This window comes from Flavobacterium pasteuri, from assembly GCF_048286615.1.
Taxonomy (GTDB): Bacteria; Bacteroidota; Bacteroidia; order Flavobacteriales; family Flavobacteriaceae; genus Flavobacterium.
The window spans coordinates 446,546-468,755 of sequence record NZ_JBLVPN010000001.1 but is presented as its reverse complement, the minus strand read 5'-3'; the positions used below and the strand labels follow the sequence as shown (position 1 = coordinate 468,755).

Sequence of the window (22,210 nt, the reverse complement as noted above, 5' to 3'; positions counted from 1 at the left end):
GCTGCAAATAAAATTGCAACCGTAATTTTCAATTATAATTTGCCATTCTGACAAAGGAAGAATCCTCACAAATTGCAAACCAAACAGTGATTCTTTGTTCTTCAGAATGACAAAACAAAAGCAAATATTCTTTTAACCACTACTCCCTAGCCCTGATAGAAATGGAAATCCTTATTGTTTTGCTTGCCAAAAACAATAAGATTGTAATGGATAGCGGGAAAGAGCTCCAAAAAACAGAAACAGCGTTAGAATGCTTCATTTCTCACCGTGACAATTACAAACAAATCATTTATATTTGCAGTTCAGTTACGAGACAATTTTTAATATCAACTATATACATAAAATGAGACATACAAAAGTTAAAGACTTACTAAACAGCACAACAACGCTTCATGAAGTAAATGCAAAAGGATGGGTGAGAACTTTTAGAAACAATCAATTTATTGCCTTAAACGATGGCTCGACCATTGATAATATACAATGTGTTGTCGATTTTGAGAACACGCCAGACGAGACTTTAAAGAGAATTACGACTGGAGCAGCAATATCTGTAACAGGAATTTTGATAGAAAGTAAAGGTGCCGGACAAAAATTTGAAATTCAGGTGGCAAAACTAGAAATCCTTGGAGATTCAGATGCGGAGAAATTCCCGATACAACCTAAAAACAAACCGAGCTTAGATTTCTTGCGCGAAAATGCACATTTAAGAGTTCGTACTAATATGTTTGGAGCGATTATGAGAGTACGCTCTGTATTATCGTATGCGGTTCACAGTTATTTTCAGGAGAAAGGTTTTGTATATGTGAACACCCCAATTATCACGGGATCGGATGCTGAAGGTGCCGGTGAAATGTTTAAAGTTACTGCTTTGCCATTTGACGGAACGCCAAGAACCGAAGATGGAAAAGTGAATTATAAAGAAGATTTCTTCGGAAAAGAGACCAATCTTACGGTTTCGGGACAATTAGAAGGAGAAACTTTTGCGATGGCTTTAGGACAGATTTATACTTTTGGACCGACATTTAGAGCTGAAAATTCGAATACTTCGCGTCACCTTGCGGAATTTTGGATGATTGAGCCAGAAGTGGCTTTCAATGATTTAAATGACAATATGGATTTGGCTGAAGATTTTATTCAGTATGTAATCAAATACACGATGGACAAATGTCCGGAGGATTTGAAATTCTTGGAAACACGATTATTGGATGAAGAGAAATCGAAACCAGTTGCTGAAAGAAGCGAAATGGCTTTGCTTGACAAATTAAACTTTGTTTTGGAAAACAATTTCAAACGTGTTTCATACACCGAAGCAATTGATATTTTAAGAGAATGTACACCAAATAAAAAGAAAAAATTCAACTATATCATCAACGAATGGGGTGCTGATTTACAGTCAGAACACGAGCGTTATTTGGTGGAGAAACACTTTAAATGTCCGGTAATCTTGTTTGATTACCCGGCAAATATCAAAGCATTTTACATGCGTTTGAACGAAGACGGAAAAACAGTTCGTGCCATGGATATCCTTTTCCCAGGAATTGGAGAAATCGTAGGTGGTTCTCAAAGAGAGGAACGTTTTGATGTTTTGGTTGAAAAAATGAAAGCCTTAGGAATTGATGAAGAAGAATTGTGGTGGTATCTTGATACTCGAAGATTCGGTTCAGCGGTTCACTCTGGGTTTGGACTTGGGTTCGAAAGATTGGTATTATTTGTAACAGGAATGACAAACATTCGTGACGTAATTCCTTTCCCAAGAACGCCAATGAATGCGGAATTTTAATAAAAAGTTAATTTGTAGATTTGGTTATTTGTGGATTCGATTCCAAATAACCAAATAAACGGATACCCAAATAAACTAACATGCTAAAGCAATTCTTAAATTTAAAGTTATCACAGAAATTATCTCCACAGCAAATTCAACTGATGAAGTTAATTCAATTGCCTACGCAAGCTTTCGAACAACGTTTATTGGAAGAAATGAACGAAAATCCAGCTTTGGAAGCCGGAAAAGAAGAAGATGAGTATGAAAAGGACGAGTTCGAAAACGAAGATTATGACGATTATGATGATTCAGAATCAGACAGAATTGAAGCCGAAGACATCAACATTGACGAATATTTAAGCAACGACGAAACACCGGATTATAAAACACAGGCTAACAATTACAGCGATGACGATGATGATCGTGAAACGCCTTTTGCAGCACCGGTTAGTTTCCACCAAGATTTAATCAATCAGTTGAATACTTTTATTCTGAATGATGAAGAGCGTGAAATTGCAGAATTTTTGGTAGGAAGTATTGATGACATGGGCTATATCCGCAGAAGCGTTCCAGATATGGTAGATGACATGGCGTTTACCCAAGGCATTTACACTGATGAAAAGATGGTGGAGAAAATGTTGCAGGTGATTCATGAACTCGAACCATCCGGTGTAGGAGCACGTGATTTACAGGAATGCTTGTTGTTGCAATTGAAACACAAAACACCAACGGAATACGTAGAACTAGCCACTGATATTATCGAAAATCAGTTTGATGCGTTTACCAAAAAACATTACGACAAGCTATTACAAAAATACAATGTTTCTAATGAGCAACTTAAAAAAGCGATTCACGAAATAGAAAAACTGAATCCAAAACCAGGCGGGTCGTTTACCGGAAACAACAAAATAACGGAAAATGTGGTTCCTGATTTCGCCATCCGAATTGTGGACGGTGAACTGGAATTGACCTTAAACGGCCGAAATGCTCCTTCCCTACATGTTTCCAAAGATTATCAGGAAATGATGCAAACCTACAAGGATTCCCGTGATAAATCAGCACAGCAAAAAGATGCGGTGCAGTTTATCAAACAAAAACTGGATTCAGCTAAATGGTTTATCGATGCGATACGCCAACGTCAGGAAACGCTTTTTGTAACCATGAATGCGATTATGCATTATCAGGAAGAATATTTTCTGGATGGTGATGAAACCAAGTTGAAACCAATGATTCTGAAAGATATTGCTGATATGGTAGGTCTTGATATTTCTACGATTTCACGCGTCGCAAACAGCAAATATGTGGAAACGCCTTATGGTACTAAACTGATAAAAGAATTCTTCTCGGAAGCGATGAAAAATGATCAAGGCGAAGATGTTTCTACACTGGAAATCAAAAAAATTCTTCAGAACACCATTGAAGAAGAAGACAAGAAAAAACCACTTCCGGATGATCAATTGGCCGAAATCTTGAAAGAGAAAGGCTATCCAATCGCAAGAAGAACGATTGCAAAATACAGAGAACAACTTGATATTCCGGTAGCGAGAATGAGAAAGAAGATGTAATTTAGAATTTAAAAATACTAAAAAGGGGAAATTTGTTTTAAACAAGTTTCCCCTTTTTTATAAAATAACCCTTTCAAAGTTTAAACTTTGAAAGGGTTTCTTCTAAATAATATTTTACTACTCCTGATCTTTCTTCATAGCGTGATAATACGCGGCACGACTCAGCGGTTCGTATTCTTCGGTTTCGCCTAACATGACGAGCTTGTCATTGTCAGTTTTACGGAAACTGTAATTCGCCAGATTTCCGGTGCGGGTACATACGGCATGCACTTTGGTCACATATTCGGCAGTGGCCATTAATGCGGGCATCGGACCAAAAGGATTTCCCTTGAAATCCATATCTAATCCGGCAACAATTACCCGGATTCCCTGATTAGCCAAATCATTACAAATTTTGACAATTTCATCATCAAAAAACTGTGCTTCATCAATGCCTACAACATCGCAACCTTGGGCCAAAATAGCAATATTTGCGGCAGCAGGAACAGGCGTGGAGCGAATTTCGTTAGCATCATGCGACACCACCATTTCATCATCATAACGCGTATCGATTGCCGGTTTAAAAATTTCTACTTTTTGCTTGGCAAATTGCGCTCTTTTCAAACGACGGATCAATTCTTCGGTTTTACCCGAAAACATGGAGCCACAAATGACTTCGATCCAACCAAATTGTTCTTTATGATTTACTGTATTTTCGAGAAACATTTTGTATTTTTCTGACTTAAAAAATGAATAGTTTTTATTACTTTGTAATGGATAAAACCGACATAAAAATTTTATACTTTTACGTCGTTTCAAAAGTATAACATTTTTATTAAATCGGAGATTCGCGAGCTCTTATTTAAAAAATAAATAACGCGAGCAAAGGTTCCTTCTTCCTTATGCTAAACAAAAACTAGGAAGACATTTATAAAAAAGACCCGCCTAACACACTATAATTTCAAAAGTTATGAAAAAAAAATTGGAAGCCGATTTAATCAGCATTGCACACAGAGTATTACAACTAAAAAATAAATCTGACATCAATCAATTATATCTGGAAACGCAGAAATTATATGAAAAACTTTCTGTCTTACGATTTGTAGACGAACACTTTAGTGAGGCAAAACCAACTATTGGTGCTGCTGAAATAGAGCAGAAAATTGAATCCATTTTTAATAAAATAGAATCGGTTCAACCGGAAGCTAAAGCAGTAATCGAAGAAACTGTTGTCGAAGAAATTGCTGAAACGCCTTTGGAACAAGCAACAACAACTGATGAATCTGAATCAGAAACAAATATTGTGGAAGAAGAAACTGTTGAAGTTCCTTTGGAAGAAATAATTTCTAATGAAGAAGTAACTCCGGAAGAAGAAAAAGAAGAAACCATTATTGCGGAAGAAGAAACCGTTGAAACACCTTTGGAAGAAACAATTTCTAATGAAGAAGTAACCGCGGAAGAAGAACCAATTATTGAGAAAGAAATAATTGCTGAGGAAGAAGAAACTTCAGAACCTGAAACGGCTCCATTCACTCCGGCTTTTGAATTATCACAAGAAGAGGGAGTAGAAACAGACCTGGAAGTACCTAAGAAAATGGAACCGGTACAAATTTCTTTCGAAGATTTATTGGGCGGAAATTACCATGACACACAGTTTGTAAAAGTACAACAAATTGAAAATATTCCTACTGCAGTAGTAATCGAAACTCCAAAAGAAATTATTGCAGAGGAAGAAAAAGTAGTACCAGTCAAAGAGGAAGCCGTTGATCCAAAAACAGTCTCGTTAAACGAAAAACTAGCCAAAGGAATCAATATCGATTTAAATGATCGAATTGCTTTTATAAAACACCTTTTTGGAAACAGCAGCGAAGATTACAACCGCGTTTTAAATCAATTAATCACGTTTGATACGTTCTACGAAACCAGAGATTTCATTCAGGAAATGGTAAAACCGGACTATAATAACTGGGAAGGAAAACAAGAATATGAGGAACGTTTTATGGATATTATAGAGAAGAAATTCTTGTAAACTTCCTTAAATTTTCTGAATATACATTTGAACAAATACAGATTTTCTACAGAATTTGTATTTAATTATTTTATCTATGTCAAAATTATACATCGTTCCTACGCCTATCGGCAATCTCGAAGACATGACTTTTCGAGCGATTCGGATTCTTAAGGAAGTCGATTTGATTCTCGCCGAAGACACGCGTACGAGCGGAAAATTGTTAAAGCATTTCGAGATTGGCACACACATGTACAGCCATCACATGCACAACGAACACAAAACCATCGAGAATCTAATTTCGAGATTGAAAGCCGGAGAAAATATCGCCTTGATATCCGATGCGGGAACGCCTGCCATTTCGGATCCGGGTTTTTTATTGACTCGCGCTTGTGTTGAAAACGGAATTGACGTAGAATGTTTGCCTGGTGCAACAGCATTTGTTCCTGCATTAGTCAACAGCGGCTTACCCAATGACAAATTTGTTTTCGAAGGGTTTTTGCCTGACAAAAAAGGACGTCAAACCCGATATTTAGCATTAGCGGAAGAAACAAGAACGATGATTTTATATGTTTCTCCCCATAAATTAGTGAAGACTTTAGCGGAATTCATCACCTATTTTGGCGAAGACCGTCAAATATCGGTTTCCAGAGAATTATCCAAACTGCACGAAGAAAATGTTCGCGGAACAGTTAAAGGAGTGGTCGCTCATTTTGATAAAATAGCGCCAAGAGGAGAAATTGTAGTTGTGGTCAGCGGAAAAACAATCACTAAAGAACCTAAAAAAAGTAAATTTTCAGAAGAAGAATAACCTATAAAAACACCATGAATTTAGAATCCTTTTTAGAAAAATTAAAGCAGACACCCGAATTCATCACTTTTGCAGAAACCATTGCAACAATTGAAGAAAACTACGACTTTACACCCACAGCATTTGAGAATGGTTTGCAACACAATGCAGCTGGAGAAAATTCAGGTTCTAGTAAATTATTTGCTTTTGCCGAAATTCAAAATCTATCAGAAGCAGAAACATTAGCTTGTTTTGGAGCCTATTATTACGAAGATGTTTTACAAAATCCAAACGGAACTGATCATCAAAACATTCGCAATTTCATGAAAACCGGTTGGGATGGAATTGCATTTTACGGAAGTGCTTTAGTAATGAAATAAAAATTACAATTCGATGTCAGGTCGAGCGCAGTCGAGACACATCAATTGGTCTCGACTGCGCTCGACCTGACAAAAAATTCCTAATAAAATCTAAAATCCCAAACCAATATGCGTTGGACCCTTAAATCAAAACCTTCCGAAGATACCGTGAAAAATTTGGCGAAAGCTTTGAATGTTGAGGATTTTGTAGCCACTTTATTAGTGCAACGCGGCATCGAAACTTTTGAAGATGCCAAACGGTTTTTTCGCCCAAGTTTAGATGATTTGCACGATCCATATTTGATGAAAGATATGGAAAAAGCAGTTGCCCGAATCGAAGAAGCGATTGAAAACGAGGAAAATATCCTTGTTTTTGGCGATTATGATGTAGATGGAACCACCGCAGTTTCACTCGTTTCTTCCTATTTAAAAACCTATTATCCAAACGTGGCGACCTACATTCCCGATCGTTATGACGAAGGTTATGGAATATCTTTTAAGGGAATTGACTTTGCTGATGACAATGGATTTTCACTCATCATTGCTTTAGATTGCGGTATAAAGTCTATCGATCATGTGGCTTACGCCAAAGCACGAAACATCGATTTTATCATTTGTGATCACCACAGACCGGGAGATTTTTTACCTGAAGCCGTTGCCGTTCTCGACCCAAAACGAGACGACTGCACTTATCCTTATGATGAATTATGCGGTTGCGGAATAGGTTTCAAATTGATTCAGGCATTGGGGAAAAACAGAAACCAAACAATCGATGATTTGATTCCGTATCTGGATTTAGTTTCGGCTGCGATTGCTGCTGATATCGTCCCGATGACCGGAGAAAATCGGGTGCTGGCTTATTTTGGATTGCAAGTCATCAACACCGACCCGAGACCGGGAATCAAAGCCATCATTCACCAAATAAAAAAACAAACCTTAGATATTACCGATGTTGTTTTCATCATCGCTCCCAGAATAAACGCTGCCGGACGCATCAAACACGGCAACCATGCAGTGGAATTATTAACCGAATTTGATTTTGAGCAAGCCCAACAATTTGCTTCCGAAATTGAAGCGTACAATTCAGAGCGAAAGGATTTAGACAAATTAATCACGAAAGAGGCGTTACAACAAATTGAGGAAAATAATGAAAAAGAACGTTTTACTTCGGTAGTTTTTCAAGAGGATTGGCACAAAGGTGTGATTGGGATTGTCGCTTCCCGATTGATAGAAACCTATTATCGTCCGACACTTGTTTTTACCAAAAGTGGCGATAAATATGCCGCTTCGGCACGTTCCGTAAAAGGATTTGATGTGTATAATGCTCTCGAAGCATGTACCGAACATTTGGAACAATTTGGTGGTCACATGTATGCTGCAGGAATGACTTTGAAGCAAGAAAATTATCAAATCTTCAAAGATGCTTTCGAAAAAGAAGTCGAAAGAACCATTCATCCGGATATGTTGACACCAGAAATTGCGGTTGATGCCGAGATTGATTTTGCGGAAATTACCCCAAAATTAATTCGAATCCTGAAACAATTTGAACCGTACGGACCGCAAAATATGACGCCAATTTTCCTGACCAGAAACATCAAAGATACCGGTTATGGGAAACCGCTTGGACAGGAAGACGAACATTTAAAACTTTTTGTTAAACAAAACAACTCTGAAGGTCTCGCTGCAATTGGTTTTAATTTGGGAAACAAAATCGAAGTGACTACCCATCAAAAACCTTTTCAAGCCGTGTATTGCATCGATGAGAACGAATGGAAAGGCAAATTAAGTTTGCAATTGCGATTGCGAGATATTAAACAATGATTCTGTTGCTATGAAAAAAAATGACCCTTATTCGGCACTGCGTTATAAAGAATTCAATATTTTTTTACTATTACGTTTTGCCATGGTTTTTGGCTGGTCCATGCAGTTTATCGTCATTGAGTGGGAAGTCTACAGTTTGACCAAAAACCCATTATCATTAGGAATCATAGGATTAATGGAAGTTATTCCAGCTATTTCGATGGCATTATTTGCCGGACACATTGTTGATCAAAAGGAGAAAAAAGGATTGCTTTTCAAATGTATTTTAGGGTTTTCAATCATTAGTTTGGGCTTGTTTTTATTTACGTGGCCACCGTTTATCAAAGATTTTTCTACCCAAACTATTTTATACTCCATTTACTTTTTCGTGTTTCTAGGAGGATTGGTGCGTGCTTTTCTTGGCCCAACGATATTTTCTCTTTTGGCATTGATTGTTCCTAAAAAAATATACCCAAATGCTGCCACCTGGAGTAGTTCTGTCTGGCAAATAAGTTCCGTTTTAGGTCCTGCAGTAGCCGGGTTTTCGATTAATTGGATTGGCGTTCATTGGTCCATGTCCATCGTTTTGGGATGTTCACTTTTTGCTTTAATCGCTTTAACCCGTATAGCAACAAAACCTATTTTGAATCCAAAAATTGGTGAACCCATTATGGAAAGTTTGAAAGAAGGCGTAAAATTTGTTTTCAACAATAAGACGATTTTAGGTGCTTTATCATTGGATATGATTGCCGTTCTTTTTGGTGGAGCCGTTGCGCTATTACCCATTTTTGCACAGGATATTTTGAAAGTGGGACCACAGGGATTTGGTGTTTTGAGAGCCGCTCCTGCTGTTGGCGCTTTTTTGATGTTGATAATCTCTGCTTATATTCCTTTTACTAAAAATGCGGGTATGAAACTGCTGTCGGCAATTTTTGCGTTTGGGATTTGTATTATCGTTTTTGGACTTTCGTCAATTTTTTGGTTATCAGTTATTGCTTTATTTTTAAGCGGTGTTTTCGACGGAATTTCGGTGGTGATACGCCAAACTATTTTGCAATTGAAAACTCCCGATCACATGCGAGGTCGAGTTGCAGCTGTGAATTCTATATTTGTGGGTTCTTCCAATGAATTAGGAGCTTTTGAAAGCGGATTAACTGCAAAGCTTATGGGAACTGTTAGCGCAGTGGTCTTTGGCGGAAGCATGACACTGATTACCGTATTTATTACCGGTACCGTATCGCCTACTTTTAGAAAACTGGACTTGCAAAAAGATGTTGAGGAACATGAAAAGAGCGAGTAATAAATAGATTTTTTTTAGAAAAAAACACTTCCTACAGCCAGTCGGTAAAATAATCTCAAGATTACTTACCGACTTTTTTATGTCTTTTTTATGTTTTATTATTTAGAATAAATATAAATAATACTTATATTTGTTTCAAACTGATGACAGATGCAAGAAATAAAACAAATATATCATAACAATTTAGGCACTTCTTTTTACTGGAGAAAGGATAATGGCATTGTACTGGACAAAGTCCAACTGGTTTTTAGAGAAATGGGTTTTTATTTTACCCAACAGGAATTGCAACTATTTAAGCGCTGTATTGAGGACAGCTATTTCCAAAATAAATGTTGCGAGGATTGTGAACTGAAAAACAAATGCCATAAATTTTTACTAAAAACGCCTTGTTCCCAAATTGATTTGGCCGTTTCCATGGAAGAATTAGATGCCGTAAAAGATTTGGTGGAAGGGACTTTGTTTAAAATAAATCTGGATGAATATTTGTATGGAGAGGGAATGAATTAGAGCTTAATACTTTTTAATCTCAAAATTCTCACCATCAAAAACGCCATAGGTAAAATACGTAATCCAGTCACCAAGATTGACGTATTCAGAATTTTCACCTACGGTTACTTTCATAGGCAAATGGCGGTGGCCAAAAATAAGGTAATTGTAGTGCTTGGTTTCCAGTTTTCTTTTGGAATACAGAATCAGCCATTCGTTGTCTTCGCCAAGAAATGTCACATCTTCATCACCAGAAATCAATTTGTTTTTTACGGAAAGGTATTGCGCCAGTTTCACGCCAATATCCGGATGAAGCCATCTAAAAAGCCATTTGAAAAACGGATTTGTAAATATCTTTTTCATGCGTTTGTATCCTAAATCTCCGGGACCTTTTCCGTCTCCGTGGCCAATAAGGAATGTTTTATCTCCAAAAGTATATTCTTGATTGTCATGAAACACGGGAATATTCAGTTCTTCCTGGAAATAATCTTCCATCCATAAATCATGGTTTCCCACGAAAAAATAAATAGGGATTCCGCTGTCTCGGATTTCGGCGAGTTTGCCTAAAACACGAATAAATCCTTTTGGGACTACGGTTTTATATTCGAACCAAAAATCAAATAAATCGCCTAATAAAAAAATAGCTTCGGCATCGCCTTTTACATCATCGAGCCAAGCCACAAATTTTTGTTCTCTCGGAAAACTCAATTCAGGTGTTGGTGCGCCAAAATGCTGGTCGGAGGCGAAATATATTTTTTTTTTATTGGGTAATTGCATGAAGTTACAGTATGGATTTCATATTATCACAGGCAAACCATTCTGCAAAAGAAGATTCGGTTTCTTGTAGTTTTAAGGAGAAAAGAACAATTCCTTCCGGTAATCGGCTGATAATTCTTTGAGAAAAATCAACGACCATGTTTTCGCTTGTTGGTTGGTAATCTACCAAAATAACGTGGTGACCTCGGCTCATTAATTCATTTGCCAATTCGATATGCGGTGTCGTTCCGTTAAAAACAGTTGCATGGTCAAATTGATCTACAATTTCTTCTTTTACAATTTTCTTTAAATCCGTAAAGTCAATCACCATTCCAAATTTCACATTGGAACGATCCGTAATTGGAGTTCCAATTACCGTTACTGACAATTTATAACTATGTCCGTGAACATTTTTACATTTCCCGTCATAGCCATACAAGGCGTGTCCGGTTTCGAAACTAAATTGTTTTGTAATTCTGATATTGCTCATCGGAGTTTAATTTTGATGCAAATTTAGCAAATTGATATGAGAAATAGGCTGGAAATGTAGGGCAAACGATTTTAAGTAATTATTACACGAAGTTTTATAAAGAGGCATAAAAAACATAATAATTAAACCATTAAGAAAAATTAAGTTAAGATCTTGATGAAACATAATTTCTTAAATGTAAACAAAACGAAAATTAGACAAAAAAATGTTCGGATTCCACTGAGAACTAGCCCTGATAGGAGTGAAAATCCTTTTATTACCCTGTCAGGGTTTCGAACCCTGACAGGGTAATAAAAGATTGTAACGGATAGCAGGAAATAGCTCCTAAAAAAAATTACTTTTTGAATTGGGACAACGCTTTTCTGGTAAAATCAGACAATACCAATTTTCCCGAAATCGCGGCGCGTTCTAGCAACAATGTATCCCAATGTTGCGTTCCTTCCCACAACACTTTTTTCATTTCCAGTAAAGCTTCGGGATTATAACTGGATAATTTAGCGCTGAAATCGGCTATTGCGGCATCCAGTTCTTCAACGGTTTCAAAAGTATTGGCGTACAATCCTTTGGCTGCGGCCCATTCAGCGGTTTTCCATTCGTGAGCTGCCAGCGTCATTTCAGTCATTGCCGTCTTTCCGATTTTCTTAGAAACTACGGGCTCAATTACAAAGGGACCAATTCCTATTGCCAATTCTGATAGTTTTATTGATGCATTTTTTGTTGCCAAAGTATAATCACAAGCGGACGCAATTCCTACGCCGCCGCCAACTGCTTTTCCGTGAACGCGGCCCACAATAAGCTTGGAACACGAACGCATCGTATTGATTAAATGCGCAAATCCAGAGAAAAACTGGGTTCCTGCTGTTTCATCAGAAACAGCCAAAAGTTCATCAAAAGAAGCGCCTGCACAAAAAGCTCCCGATCCTTCACTTTCTATAACAATCACCGAAACGGCTGGATTTGTGCTTAAAATAGCGAACTCATTTGTTAAACGATTCAATAATTCTCTTGGAAAAGAATTGCTCGAAGGATGACCAAATGAAACGGTTGCAATTCTATTTTCGATTGTTGTGAAGAGCGAACCTGTTGGGTTTTCTGATACCATAGCGGGGATTTTGATGTAAAGTTAAAAAAAGTAAAGGAGGATTTGACTTTTTTTCAAATAGAATGGATTTGTATTTTGAAATTTGCTTTTTGGAAAATTTATATGCTATATTTGTGAACACGTTTGGGGGATTAGCTCATTTGGCTAGAGTATCCCGAAAGCTTTCGGGAGGGCGATTAGTTCGAAGTTCTTAATTACTTTATAAATAATATTGGGGGGATTAGCTCATTTGGCTAGAGTGCTTGCCTGGCAGGCAAGAGGTGACCGGTTCGAATCCGGTATTCTCCACCAGTAAAATCAAGCCTTACAGAGATGTGAGGCTTTTTTATTTTAAATCCTATGTTTTATACTTATATCATTTTCTCTAAAACTTTAGACAAATATTACACTGGTTCCTGTGAAAATATTGAAAATAGACTTAATGACCATTTAAATAGCAGAAGTACTTACACAAAAGTGGCTAAAGATTGGATAATGGTTTATTTTGAAAGTTTTGATTCACGCTCATTGGCTGTACAAAGAGAAATGGAAATCAAAAAGAAGAAAAGTAGAAAATATATTGAATTTTTAATATCAAAAGAATCATCTGAATAGAGTGTCCCGAAAGCATTCGGGAAGGTGATCGGTTCGAATCCGATATTCTCCACAAAACAAAACCGTAAAATCTTTAATTAAGAGTTTACGGTTTTTTATTTTTAGAAATTGTTTGATTGTGTTATAAGACTGCTATAAACTATTTTGAATAATCTATTTTCCCTACTTGTCGCATCACACGTACAATTTTAGCTTTTCGTCTGTTGATATAAGAAGAAGAACTGGTTGCCGAATATTTTCTTGGATTGGGTAAAATTGCTGCAATTCCTGCTGCTTGCATCGGCGTGAGACTGGAAGCTCCTTTTCTATACCAATGTTCTGCGGCTGCTTGTACTCCATAGACACCATTTCCCATTTCGATGCTATTCAAGTACACTTCCATGATGCGTTCTTTACCCCAAATAATTTCAATTAAAACAGTGAAATACGCTTCAAGTCCTTTTCTCAAATAACTTCGGCCTTGCCAAAGAAATACATTTTTGGCGGTTTGTTGCGATATGGTGCTTCCTCCTTTTATTCTTCGTCCTCTTTCATTGCTTTTATACGCTTTTTGCATCGCGACAAAATCAAAACCATTGTGTTTCAGGAACGTTCCATCTTCACTGGCGATTACGGCTTTTTGAAGATTCATCGAGATGTTTTCAATAGGTTCCCAGTCGTGGCTGAAAAAAACTTCTTTTCCGGCTGTTTTATTTTCAATCCCCCGAATGATCATTAAAGGCGTAAACACAACCGGAACAAATTTAAAAAGTACCACAAAAAACAAAGAGAGTCCGAGGAACCATAAAAATACTTTGAATAAAAAACGAGTTAGTTTGCTCATAAAAGAGATAGGTTCTTTTTTAACGGGTTGTTTTGATTTTCTTGGTGTTATTTTCGTTGCCATTATACTAAATCTGCTAATTCTGTTCCGATTAAACTTCCTATTGCTACTCCCATTCCGCCCAAACGTACACCACAATAGACATTATCAGACAGTTGTGAAACGATTGGATACTTGCTGTTGCCAATACCCATGATCCCGCTCCAACGGTGCGCAATTCGGAAATCCTGATGAGGCAAAATTACTTCTTTTAATAATTGTTCCAATTTTTTTTGGACGATTTCTGTTTGCCCAAATTCTGCTGTGTTCTCTGTCTCAAAATCCAGGTTTCTTCCGCCACCCAATAATATTCTGTCGCCAATATTCCTGAAATAATAATACCCTCTATCCAAGTGAAAAGTTCCTTTTATATCTAAATTTTTAATAGGCTCGGTAATTAAAACCTGTGCTCTGGCTGGTTTTACGGCTACATTTGTCAATGCATTTGCAAAGCCATTCGTCGCAAACAATATTTTTTTAGTACTAAAACTGAAATCACCAAGTGCCACTTCCACTCCATTTCCCTTATCGAAATAAGAAGTAACGGTTTGTTGGTTTAGAATTAAAATATTTTTAGAAACTGCTTCTTTCAACAACGCCTGCATCATATTCCCGGTATCTATTTGTGCTTCAAAAGGATTGAAAACCAAATATTCCTGTATCCCGTTGAACCCAAAACGGTCTACTTCCTTGGCAAAAACATCGGCTTTGAAAAGTGGTCTTAAAATTTCATTGATGAAGGGCAATTTCCCAACACATTCACTGTAACAACTTTCGTCGTCTTTTAAAAACAACTCATATCCGCCATACGGTTTAAAGTCTATCGTGTCGTCACCGAGTCTTTTTCGCAGCAATTGCAAACCTTTCCAACGTTTTTGGATTAGATGAATCACTTCTTCCTCCGAGTGGAATTTTAAATCATCTATGATTTCTGAAAGACTTCCAAAACACGCAAAACCAGCATTTTTAGTACTAGCGCCTTGCGGTAATATTCCTTTTTCCAGGACTATAATTTTGCTCTCGGGGAATCTTTCACGCAAGCGTAACGCAGCATGCAAACCTACAATACCGCTTCCTGTGATAGTATAATCTACATCAGTAAACCAGTTTTTTAATTCCCAATAGCTCAAATCCATGTTCAATTTTTTAATAAAAATAATAATTTTTTAGATTTATTCTGAATTTATTTCAGAAGCTAATCCCACCATCCGTTGTAAATAAACTCACTGAAATCGAATTAAAATAAAAGTAGTGTGAAGTATTGTTTTCTTTTTTAAAGAAAAAAACAAAAGGATTTCTCCCGAAAATTCTGGATTAACGAGACTAAAAGCAAGTGTTAAAAACGAAAAAACATCAAATTAAATTGGCTAATTTTATTGCTTAAAAAAATCAATTATTAAACTAAAAAAATACTGCTTATACCTTTATTAATGATGTGTTTAAATGCTATTGCACAAAATGTAATTACTCCGGAGCTACTTTGGAAATCAGGCAGAAATGATTAAGCCAAAAAAACCTTGCATCGCTGCAAGGTTTTTTACTTAAAGAAAAGTATTTTTTATTCCGGGTCGTTCATTTTGAAGGTATCCATAAATGCAGTTGTATAGTCTCCTGCAATATAACGAGGATCGTCCATTAATTGTCTATGAAACGGAATTGTCGTTTTTATTCCTTCAATTACAAATTCATCCAGGGCTCTTCTCATTTTACTAATCGCTTCCTCACGAGATTGAGCTGTAGTAATCAATTTTGCGATCATTGAATCGTAATTTGGTGGGATAGTATATCCTGAATACACATGAGTATCTAAACGAACTCCATGTCCACCCGGCATGTGTAATGTTGTGATTTTTCCTGGAGACGGACGGAAATCATTATAAGGATCTTCTGCATTAATACGGCATTCGATCGCGTGTAATTGTGGCAAGTAGTTTTTTCCAGAAATAGGTATTCCAGCTGCAACCATAATTTGCTCACGAATCAAGTCATAATCAATAACCTGCTCTGTAATTGGGTGCTCCACTTGAATACGGGTATTCATTTCCATAAAGTAGAAATTACGGTGTTTGTCTACCAAAAATTCTACTGTTCCAGCACCTTCATATTTAATGTATTCGGCTGCTTTTACAGCTGCTTCACCCATTTTTTGACGTAACTCATCTGTCATAAATGGAGATGGTGTCTCTTCGGTTAATTTTTGATGACGTCTCTGTACGGAACAATCTCTTTCAGATAAATGACATGCTTTACCGTAAGAATCTCCTACTACTTGAATTTCAATGTGGCGTGGCTCTTCGATTAATTTCTCCAGATACATTCCATCATTTCCAAAAGCCGCCGCAGATTCCTGACGTGCACCTTCCCAAGCTTTCAACAATTCATCTTCTTTCCAAACAGCTCTCATTCCTTTTCCACCACCACCAGCAGTTGCTTTAAGCATTACTGGGTAACCAAAATCTCTCGATAATTGTAAGGCTTGTTCGTATGATTCTAAAATTCCTACTGAACCTGGAACACAAGGAACACCTGCTTCAATCATCGTAGCTTTTGCGGAAGCTTTGTCTCCCATTCTATCAATCATCTCTGGAGAAGCCCCAATGAATTTGATACCATGTTCTTGACAAATTTTAGAAAATTTAGAATTTTCAGAAAGAAATCCGTATCCTGGGTGTATTGCATCTGCATTTGTAATTTCGGCAGCGGCAATAATATTTGACATTTTTAAATAGGACAAGTTGCTTGGAGGTGGTCCAATACAAACCGCTTCATCAGCAAACTTTACATGTAGACTTTCAGCATCTGCAGTAGAATAAACGGCTACTGTTTTTATACCCATTTCCTTGCATGTTCTAATTACGCGCAAGGCAATTTCCCCTCTATTGGCAATCAATATTTTTTTAAACATCTATTTTGAGTTATGAGTTATGAGTTATGAATTTTTTAAAATTAAGACTGATGATAAAAACCAATTCATAATTTATGATTCATAATTTATAATTCCTTATGATGGATCTACTAAGAATAACGGTTGGTCAAATTCTACTGGAGACATATCGTCAACCAATATTTTTACAATTTTACCAGAAACTTCAGATTCAATTTCATTAAATAATTTCATGGCTTCAATTACACAAAGTACGTCACCTTTAGAAATTGTTTTACCTACTTCAACAAACATTGGTTTATCTGGAGATGGTTTTCTATAAAAAGTTCCAATAATAGGTGATTTTATGGTGATATAGTGCGCATTTTCTACTACTGGAACTTCTGGAGCTGCTGCTACCGGAGCAATTTGTTGTGGTGCTGCTGCTTGTGGAAGTGTAGCTTGAGCTGGCATTTGTTGAACATACGTGGTCTCAGTTACATTTCCTTCTAAAGTTGTTCTGATGGTGATTTTTACATCATCCATCTCTAATTTAACTTCTGCAACTCCTGAATTTGCTACAAACTTGATTAGATTTTGAATTTCTTTTAAATCCATAATTATTTGTTTTTAGTTTAAATTTATTTTTTATCGTATGCCCATTTTAGATAAATAGATCCCCAAGTGAATCCACCTCCAAAAGCAGCTAAAATTATCGTATCTCCTTTTTTGAATAAATGTTCAAAATCATTAAGGACTAATGGTAAAGTCGCAGAAGTTGTGTTTCCGTATTTTTCAATATTCATCAGCACTTTAGAATCTTCTAAATTCATTCTATTTGCTGTTGCATCGATAATACGTTTATTGGCTTGATGAGGAACTAACCAATCAACATTTTCATTAGTTAAATTATTTCTTTTCAGAATTAATTCACTTGAATCAGCCATATTGGTTACAGCATATTTAAATACTGTTTTTCCATCTTGAATAATATTGTGTTTATTATCTCTTACTGTTTCGTAAGAGGAAGGAAGTAGAGACCCACCAGCATCAATCTTTAAAAAATCTCTTCCGATTCCATCACTGCGTAAGTATTCATCTTGCAAACCTAATCCTTCATAATTAGGTTCAAACAATACTGCTCCAGCTCCGTCTCCAAAAATGATACAAGTTGATCTATCTGTGTAATCTACGATAGAAGACATTTTATCAGCACCAATTAAAAGCACTTTCTTGTATCTTCCGGACTGTATGTAAGCTGCTGCTGTTGACATCCCAAATAAGAAACTGGAACATGCTGCTTGCAAATCATATGCAAAAGCATTTAAAGCTCCTATTTCGGTTGCTACATATACACCTGTTGCAGCAACAGGCATATCTGGCGTTGCAGTTGCCATTATCAACAAGTCTATTTCTAGAGGATTGATGTTGGCTTTAGCTAATAAATCTTGTGCAGCTTTTATTGCTAAAAAAGAAGTTCCTTTACCCTCTTCTTTGAGGATCCTTCTTTCCTTTATTCCTGTACGAGAGGTTATCCACTCGTCATTGGTATCAACCATGGCCTCAAGAGCTTTGTTAGTTAAAACAAAGTCTGGAACATAGGCTCCAACAGCGGTTATTGCGGCTGTAATTGTATTCATTATATGCGATTATTTTTTGTCAAATGTTGCCATTTGAAAAATTTTTAAAAGACTTGAAAATTACAAAAAAAATTCCATTCTCATTTGATTTGGAACTTCTTATTTAATGAAAATTATAAACAACAAAAAAACTCTCACGATGTGAGAGTTCGAATATCATTTACAAAAATGTATTAAGCAACAGCTACAGATTTATCTATAACAACTTGCCCTCTGTAATACATTTTCCCTTCGTGCCAGTAAGCTCTATGGTATAAATGCGCTTCTCCTGTGATAGGACAAGTAGCAATCTGTGCTACAGTAGCTTTGTAATGTGTTCTTCTTTTATCTCTTCTTGTTTTGGAGATTTTTCTCTTAGGATGCGCCATTTTACTATATTATTTATCCGTTAATAGTTGCTTTAATTTGTCCCAACGTGGGTCAATATTTTCTTCTTGTTTATTCTCTTTTTTTACTTCTTTTACTATAAGTTCATTAAGTTTAGTCAAAGCTTCCGTTTTTAAACTTCCATCTTTAACACCCGGATGAACCCGCCTTAGAGGTACTGACAATACTATCATTTCATAGATGTATTGTGCAATATCTATTTCAAACTCCCCATGAGGTAAAATCAACAATTCTTCATTGTCATTATTATATTCCTCGCCAAAACGAACAATTAAATTCATTTTGCCTTTAACTGGTAAGTCAAAATCTTCGCTTGTCAAGTCACAAGGTACATTTACTACCCCTTTATGCTTAAAACTTAATTCTAACAGCGTACTTTTTTTCTCTAAAACTACATTTACTTTGATATTTGAATCTTGATATTCATTATAATCAAAGATTTCAAAGAACGAATTATTTATTTGATACTCAAAATGATGTTTTCCTAGCTTTAATCCTATAAAAGGTATTAAAAATTCTTTTGTCTTCTTCATTTCAACAACAATTTGACCCTAAACTTCGGGAGTGCAAAGATATAAAATTATTGCAAATCTAATAATGTTATTCACTTTTTTTTGTTCACAACTGTTTTTCTTTTATTTTCAATGGCTTCACACTAATTTCGACATATTGATTTCTCGAATGATAAATATCAATTGCAAGATAGACAGCCTCCTTGAATGAATTAAAATCAGCCACTCCTTTCCCCGCAATATCATAAGCTGTACCATGATCTGGCGACGTTCTTATTTTATTCAAACCCGCGGTATAATTCACGCCATTCCCAAAAGATAATGTCTTGAAAGGAATTAATCCTTGATCGTGATAGGCCGCAATAATAGCATCGTACTTCTCATATTGACTACTTCCAAAAAAACCATCCGCAGCAAAAGGACCAAAGACCAAAGTTCCTTTGTCAAATATTTTTTTCAATACTGGCTTAATAATTAAATCATCTTCGGTTCCAATAACACCTCCATCACCACAATGCGGATTCAAACCCAAAACAGCTATCTTAGGCTTATTGATACTAAAATCTTGAATCAATGATTGCTTTACGGTTTCGATTTTTCTTTTAATCAATTCTTCCGTAAGATGAGAAGCTACTTCGCTTAACGGAATATGATCCGTCAAGAGCCCAACCCGTAAATTATCCTGAACCATCAACATAAGGGCATTCCCTTCAAGCTCTTGGTCTAAATAATCCGTATGTCCCGGGAATTTAAACTCTTCCGACTGGATATTGTACTTATTTATAGGTGCAGTGACCAATACATCTACAAGACCATCTTTCAAAGCTTTGGTAGCCGCAACAAATGATTTTATAGCATATTCACCTGCTTTAGGATCATTTACCCCTAGATTCAAATCCACTCCTTCTCTCCAAAGATTGAGAACATTAATCTTTCCCGGAACAATTTGATCTAATTTATCAATTCCATGTAATAAGGAAGCCGATTGAAAACTTTTCTTCACGAAAGACAACAACTTAACATTAGCAAAGATAACAGGAGTACACAACTCTAACATACGAGAATCCTCGAATGTTTTTAAAACAACTTCGCTTCCAATACCGTTTAAATCTCCTATAGAAATCCCAACGATTATATTTTCTGCTTTTTTCATCATGACCTAACGTTATTTATTGCTAATTTTGAAGTGCAAATTTAGTAAAATAAAACAAGAAATGTTTACAGGAATCATAGAAACCCTTGGCACTATCCAAGAAATAAAAAAAGAGAACAGTAATGTTCAAATAACGATGAATTCATCGATTACCAGCGAACTACAAATTGACCAAAGCGTTGCTCATAACGGAATCTGCCTTACTGTTGTTGCTGTCAATGACACTTCCTATTCCGTAACCGCAATTGATGAAACAATAAAAAAAACAAATCTGGGCGATTGGAAAATTGGAGATAGCGTTAACTTAGAAAGAGCAATGAAACTTGGCGACAGACTTGACGGACACATCGTACAAGGACACGTAGACCAAACAGGAAACTGCATCTCTGCTGAACAAACTGACGGAAGCTGGCTTTACACCTTTGAATACGATGAAAAACTAAACAACATCACTATCGAAAAAGGTTCAATTACCGTAAATGGCGTGAGCTTAACCGTTGTCAATTCTAAAAAAAACCAGTTTAGCGTAGCCATAATCCCTTATACACATGAGCATACCAATTTCAAAAACTTCGAAGTTGGCACAAAAATAAATCTTGAATTTGATGTGATTGGTAAATACGTTTCTCGATTATACGCTAACAAATAACACCCTTAGATATTAAAAACAAAAACCCCAATTAAATTGGGGTTTTTGTTTTTAACATATTACTATAAACGATATAAATTCCAAATAACAATGCAATTGCAATTATAATAACACCATTTTCATCAATAGACAATCCTGGTGGTGGTGGTGGTGGTTTACTTTTTTGCGTAGGTACAGGAGGGCCAGAGCCACCAGGGCCTGCAAAAACATCCATAATCCCAAAAAGGAAAATGATTAAAAAATAAAATTTATTTGACTTAATCTTCATCGGCATCAAAAATAGTAAATTTACTGAAATAAAAAAATCTATACAGTTATAAATACGAAAGTCTTATCCCTAAGACCATAACAAAGATACGTGTTTTAGTCCAACTTAGTTTTTAGCAAAAAAGAAAACCCTTTAAAACATTTGTTTTAAAGGGTTTTGTGGTCCCACCTGGGCTCGAACCAGGGACCACCTGATTATGAGTCAGGTGCTCTAACCAGCTGAGCTATAGGACCGGTTAAGAGTGTGCAATATTACCACTATTTTTCATTTGCTCCAAATATTTTTGACTTAGATTTGAACATTGTTCCATTATTAGTTTTTTTAAAACAGAAACCAGCTGAATATTAGACTACTACTCATTTACCCATAATAAAATTATTTTATTTCCTGACATAATTCAATCAAAACACCATTGGTGCTTTTTGGATGTAAAAATGCAACAAGCTTATTATCAGCACCTTTTTTAGGAATTTCATTCAAGACTACAAACCCTTCCTTTTTCAAACGCGCTATTTCTGAAACAATATCTTCAACATCAAAAGCAATATGATGAATCCCTTCTCCCTTTTTTTTTATAAACTTGGCAATGGGACTTTCTGGATTGGTTGCGGCAAGAAGTTCAATTTTGTTGGGCCCGTTCATAAAAAAAGAAGTTGTCACCCCTTCGGTTTCTACATCTTCAAATTTATAAGCCGGAGCACCAAAGAGTTTTTCGAAAACTAAATTTGATACTTCTAAATCTTTAACAGCAATCCCTATATGTTCTATTTTTCTCATTATTTATACTATCAATTCAACGTTAGTTTAAAATTCAAGCAGTAAGCCTGCCTTAACAAAACTTATTTGATGTAAAATTAAACATTAAAAAACAAAAAAAGAGAAGCA

At 36.1% G+C, this 22,210-nt stretch carries 24 protein-coding genes and 2 tRNA genes; 11 read left to right on the top strand and 15 right to left on the bottom strand.

From position 1 onward, the window contains the following. The first annotated feature begins 343 nt into the window (after nucleotides 1-343). Both asnS and rpoN read left to right on the top strand, forming a co-directional pair. Nucleotides 344-1,780 carry an asparagine--tRNA ligase gene (asnS, locus tag ACNQF6_RS02180; protein WP_417962812.1) on the top strand — a complete coding sequence of 479 codons (1,437 nt, stop codon included), beginning with the start codon at nucleotides 344-346 and terminating at the stop codon, nucleotides 1,778-1,780. Between the two features lie 80 nt (nucleotides 1,781-1,860). After that, complete coding sequence (gene rpoN, locus ACNQF6_RS02175) at nucleotides 1,861-3,327, top strand: RNA polymerase factor sigma-54 (protein WP_417962810.1); 1,467 nt, start codon at nucleotides 1,861-1,863, stop codon at nucleotides 3,325-3,327. A gap of 117 nt (nucleotides 3,328-3,444) precedes the next feature. Here the strand turns inward: rpoN and ACNQF6_RS02170 are convergent, their stop codons facing one another. Then, nucleotides 3,445-4,032 (bottom strand): thymidine kinase, encoded by a 588-nt coding sequence (locus ACNQF6_RS02170; RefSeq protein WP_315209505.1) that lies wholly within the window; start codon nucleotides 4,030-4,032, stop codon nucleotides 3,445-3,447. Between the two features lie 244 nt (nucleotides 4,033-4,276). Here ACNQF6_RS02170 and ACNQF6_RS02165 point away from each other — a divergent pair, with 244 nt between their 5' ends. The 6 genes from ACNQF6_RS02165 (at nucleotide 4,277) to ACNQF6_RS02140 (ending at nucleotide 10,070) form a co-directional block, all read left to right on the top strand. Further along, nucleotides 4,277-5,335, top strand: a complete 1,059-nt coding sequence (locus ACNQF6_RS02165; protein WP_417962808.1) for a hypothetical protein — start codon at nucleotides 4,277-4,279, stop codon at nucleotides 5,333-5,335. Nucleotides 5,336-5,411: 76 nt separating this feature from the next. Beyond that, nucleotides 5,412-6,125, top strand: a complete 714-nt coding sequence (rsmI, locus tag ACNQF6_RS02160; protein ID WP_417962806.1) for a 16S rRNA (cytidine(1402)-2'-O)-methyltransferase — start codon at nucleotides 5,412-5,414, stop codon at nucleotides 6,123-6,125. Between the two features lie 14 nt (nucleotides 6,126-6,139). Next, complete coding sequence (locus ACNQF6_RS02155; protein WP_417962804.1) at nucleotides 6,140-6,484, top strand: HopJ type III effector protein; 345 nt, start codon at nucleotides 6,140-6,142, stop codon at nucleotides 6,482-6,484. Between the two features lie 108 nt (nucleotides 6,485-6,592). Next, nucleotides 6,593-8,284, top strand: a complete 1,692-nt coding sequence (recJ, locus tag ACNQF6_RS02150) for a single-stranded-DNA-specific exonuclease RecJ (RefSeq protein ID WP_417962802.1) — start codon at nucleotides 6,593-6,595, stop codon at nucleotides 8,282-8,284. Nucleotides 8,285-8,294: 10 nt separating this feature from the next. Then, on the top strand, nucleotides 8,295-9,563 hold the full coding sequence (locus tag ACNQF6_RS02145) for an MFS transporter (RefSeq protein WP_417962800.1): 1,269 nt from the start codon (nucleotides 8,295-8,297) through the stop codon (nucleotides 9,561-9,563). 150 nt (nucleotides 9,564-9,713) lie between these two features. Further along, entirely contained in the window at nucleotides 9,714-10,070 is a 357-nt protein-coding gene (locus ACNQF6_RS02140; RefSeq protein ID WP_282715140.1) for a hypothetical protein, read from the top strand. A 3-nt stretch (nucleotides 10,071-10,073) separates the two neighbouring features. Here the strand turns inward: ACNQF6_RS02140 and ACNQF6_RS02135 are convergent, their stop codons facing one another. The 3 genes from ACNQF6_RS02135 to ACNQF6_RS02125 form a co-directional block, all read right to left on the bottom strand. Beyond that, nucleotides 10,074-10,826 carry a UDP-2,3-diacylglucosamine diphosphatase gene (locus ACNQF6_RS02135; RefSeq protein WP_417962798.1) on the bottom strand — a complete coding sequence of 251 codons (753 nt, stop codon included), beginning with the start codon at nucleotides 10,824-10,826 and terminating at the stop codon, nucleotides 10,074-10,076. Between the two features lie 4 nt (nucleotides 10,827-10,830). Further along, nucleotides 10,831-11,295: a 6-pyruvoyl trahydropterin synthase family protein gene (locus tag ACNQF6_RS02130; RefSeq protein WP_417962797.1), complete on the bottom strand. Its 465-nt coding sequence runs from the start codon at nucleotides 11,293-11,295 to the stop codon at nucleotides 10,831-10,833. Between the two features lie 334 nt (nucleotides 11,296-11,629). After that, nucleotides 11,630-12,397, bottom strand: a complete 768-nt coding sequence (locus tag ACNQF6_RS02125; RefSeq protein WP_417962795.1) for an enoyl-CoA hydratase/isomerase family protein — start codon at nucleotides 12,395-12,397, stop codon at nucleotides 11,630-11,632. A gap of 214 nt (nucleotides 12,398-12,611) precedes the next feature. On the opposite strand from ACNQF6_RS02125, the gene ACNQF6_RS02120 reads away from it, so the two are divergent. Further along, nucleotides 12,612-12,688 (top strand) — tRNA-Ala (locus ACNQF6_RS02120). Nucleotides 12,689-12,736: 48 nt separating this feature from the next. Next, nucleotides 12,737-12,991: a GIY-YIG nuclease family protein gene (locus ACNQF6_RS02115; RefSeq protein ID WP_099714182.1), complete on the top strand. Its 255-nt coding sequence runs from the start codon at nucleotides 12,737-12,739 to the stop codon at nucleotides 12,989-12,991. Between the two features lie 139 nt (nucleotides 12,992-13,130). Here ACNQF6_RS02115 and mtgA read toward each other — a convergent pair whose 3' ends face one another. The 8 genes from mtgA to pdxA all read right to left on the bottom strand — a co-directional run bounded on the left by mtgA (nucleotide 13,131) and on the right by pdxA (nucleotide 20,411). Next, nucleotides 13,131-13,877, bottom strand: a complete 747-nt coding sequence (mtgA, locus tag ACNQF6_RS02110; RefSeq protein ID WP_417962793.1) for a monofunctional biosynthetic peptidoglycan transglycosylase — start codon at nucleotides 13,875-13,877, stop codon at nucleotides 13,131-13,133. After that, a complete protein-coding gene (locus ACNQF6_RS02105) occupies nucleotides 13,877-14,989 on the bottom strand; it encodes an NAD(P)/FAD-dependent oxidoreductase (protein ID WP_417962791.1) in 1,113 nt (370 codons plus the stop codon). The genes mtgA and ACNQF6_RS02105 overlap by 1 nt, the downstream gene beginning before the upstream one ends. A gap of 422 nt (nucleotides 14,990-15,411) precedes the next feature. Then, nucleotides 15,412-16,758, bottom strand: a complete 1,347-nt coding sequence (gene accC, locus ACNQF6_RS02100) for an acetyl-CoA carboxylase biotin carboxylase subunit (protein WP_417962789.1) — start codon at nucleotides 16,756-16,758, stop codon at nucleotides 15,412-15,414. A 96-nt stretch (nucleotides 16,759-16,854) separates the two neighbouring features. After that, on the bottom strand, nucleotides 16,855-17,334 hold the full coding sequence (gene accB, locus ACNQF6_RS02095; protein WP_099714177.1) for an acetyl-CoA carboxylase biotin carboxyl carrier protein: 480 nt from the start codon (nucleotides 17,332-17,334) through the stop codon (nucleotides 16,855-16,857). Between the two features lie 23 nt (nucleotides 17,335-17,357). Continuing rightward, nucleotides 17,358-18,356 carry a beta-ketoacyl-ACP synthase III gene (locus ACNQF6_RS02090; protein WP_417962788.1) on the bottom strand — a complete coding sequence of 333 codons (999 nt, stop codon included), beginning with the start codon at nucleotides 18,354-18,356 and terminating at the stop codon, nucleotides 17,358-17,360. A 173-nt stretch (nucleotides 18,357-18,529) separates the two neighbouring features. Beyond that, nucleotides 18,530-18,724 carry a 50S ribosomal protein L32 gene (gene rpmF, locus ACNQF6_RS02085; protein ID WP_007137315.1) on the bottom strand — a complete coding sequence of 65 codons (195 nt, stop codon included), beginning with the start codon at nucleotides 18,722-18,724 and terminating at the stop codon, nucleotides 18,530-18,532. 9 nt (nucleotides 18,725-18,733) lie between these two features. Beyond that, on the bottom strand, nucleotides 18,734-19,276 hold the full coding sequence (locus ACNQF6_RS02080; protein ID WP_417962786.1) for a YceD family protein: 543 nt from the start codon (nucleotides 19,274-19,276) through the stop codon (nucleotides 18,734-18,736). Between the two features lie 85 nt (nucleotides 19,277-19,361). Continuing rightward, a complete protein-coding gene (pdxA, locus tag ACNQF6_RS02075; protein ID WP_417962784.1) occupies nucleotides 19,362-20,411 on the bottom strand; it encodes a 4-hydroxythreonine-4-phosphate dehydrogenase PdxA in 1,050 nt (349 codons plus the stop codon). Between the two features lie 58 nt (nucleotides 20,412-20,469). Between pdxA and ACNQF6_RS02070 the strand changes: the two genes are divergently transcribed. Continuing rightward, the gene (locus tag ACNQF6_RS02070) at nucleotides 20,470-21,057 is read left to right on the top strand and encodes a riboflavin synthase (RefSeq protein WP_417962782.1); all 588 of its coding nucleotides are present in this window, start codon (nucleotides 20,470-20,472) and stop codon (nucleotides 21,055-21,057) included. A 31-nt stretch (nucleotides 21,058-21,088) separates the two neighbouring features. Here ACNQF6_RS02070 and ACNQF6_RS02065 read toward each other — a convergent pair whose 3' ends face one another. From ACNQF6_RS02065 to mce, 3 genes are all read right to left on the bottom strand, one after another. Continuing rightward, a complete protein-coding gene (locus ACNQF6_RS02065) occupies nucleotides 21,089-21,325 on the bottom strand; it encodes a hypothetical protein (protein WP_417962780.1) in 237 nt (78 codons plus the stop codon). A gap of 159 nt (nucleotides 21,326-21,484) precedes the next feature. After that, nucleotides 21,485-21,558: transfer RNA gene (locus ACNQF6_RS02060), tRNA-Ile, on the bottom strand. A gap of 142 nt (nucleotides 21,559-21,700) precedes the next feature. Further along, nucleotides 21,701-22,102, bottom strand: coding sequence for a methylmalonyl-CoA epimerase (gene mce / locus ACNQF6_RS02055; RefSeq protein WP_417962778.1), 402 nt, complete (start codon nucleotides 22,100-22,102; stop codon nucleotides 21,701-21,703). Nucleotides 22,103-22,210: the final 108 nt, after the last annotated feature.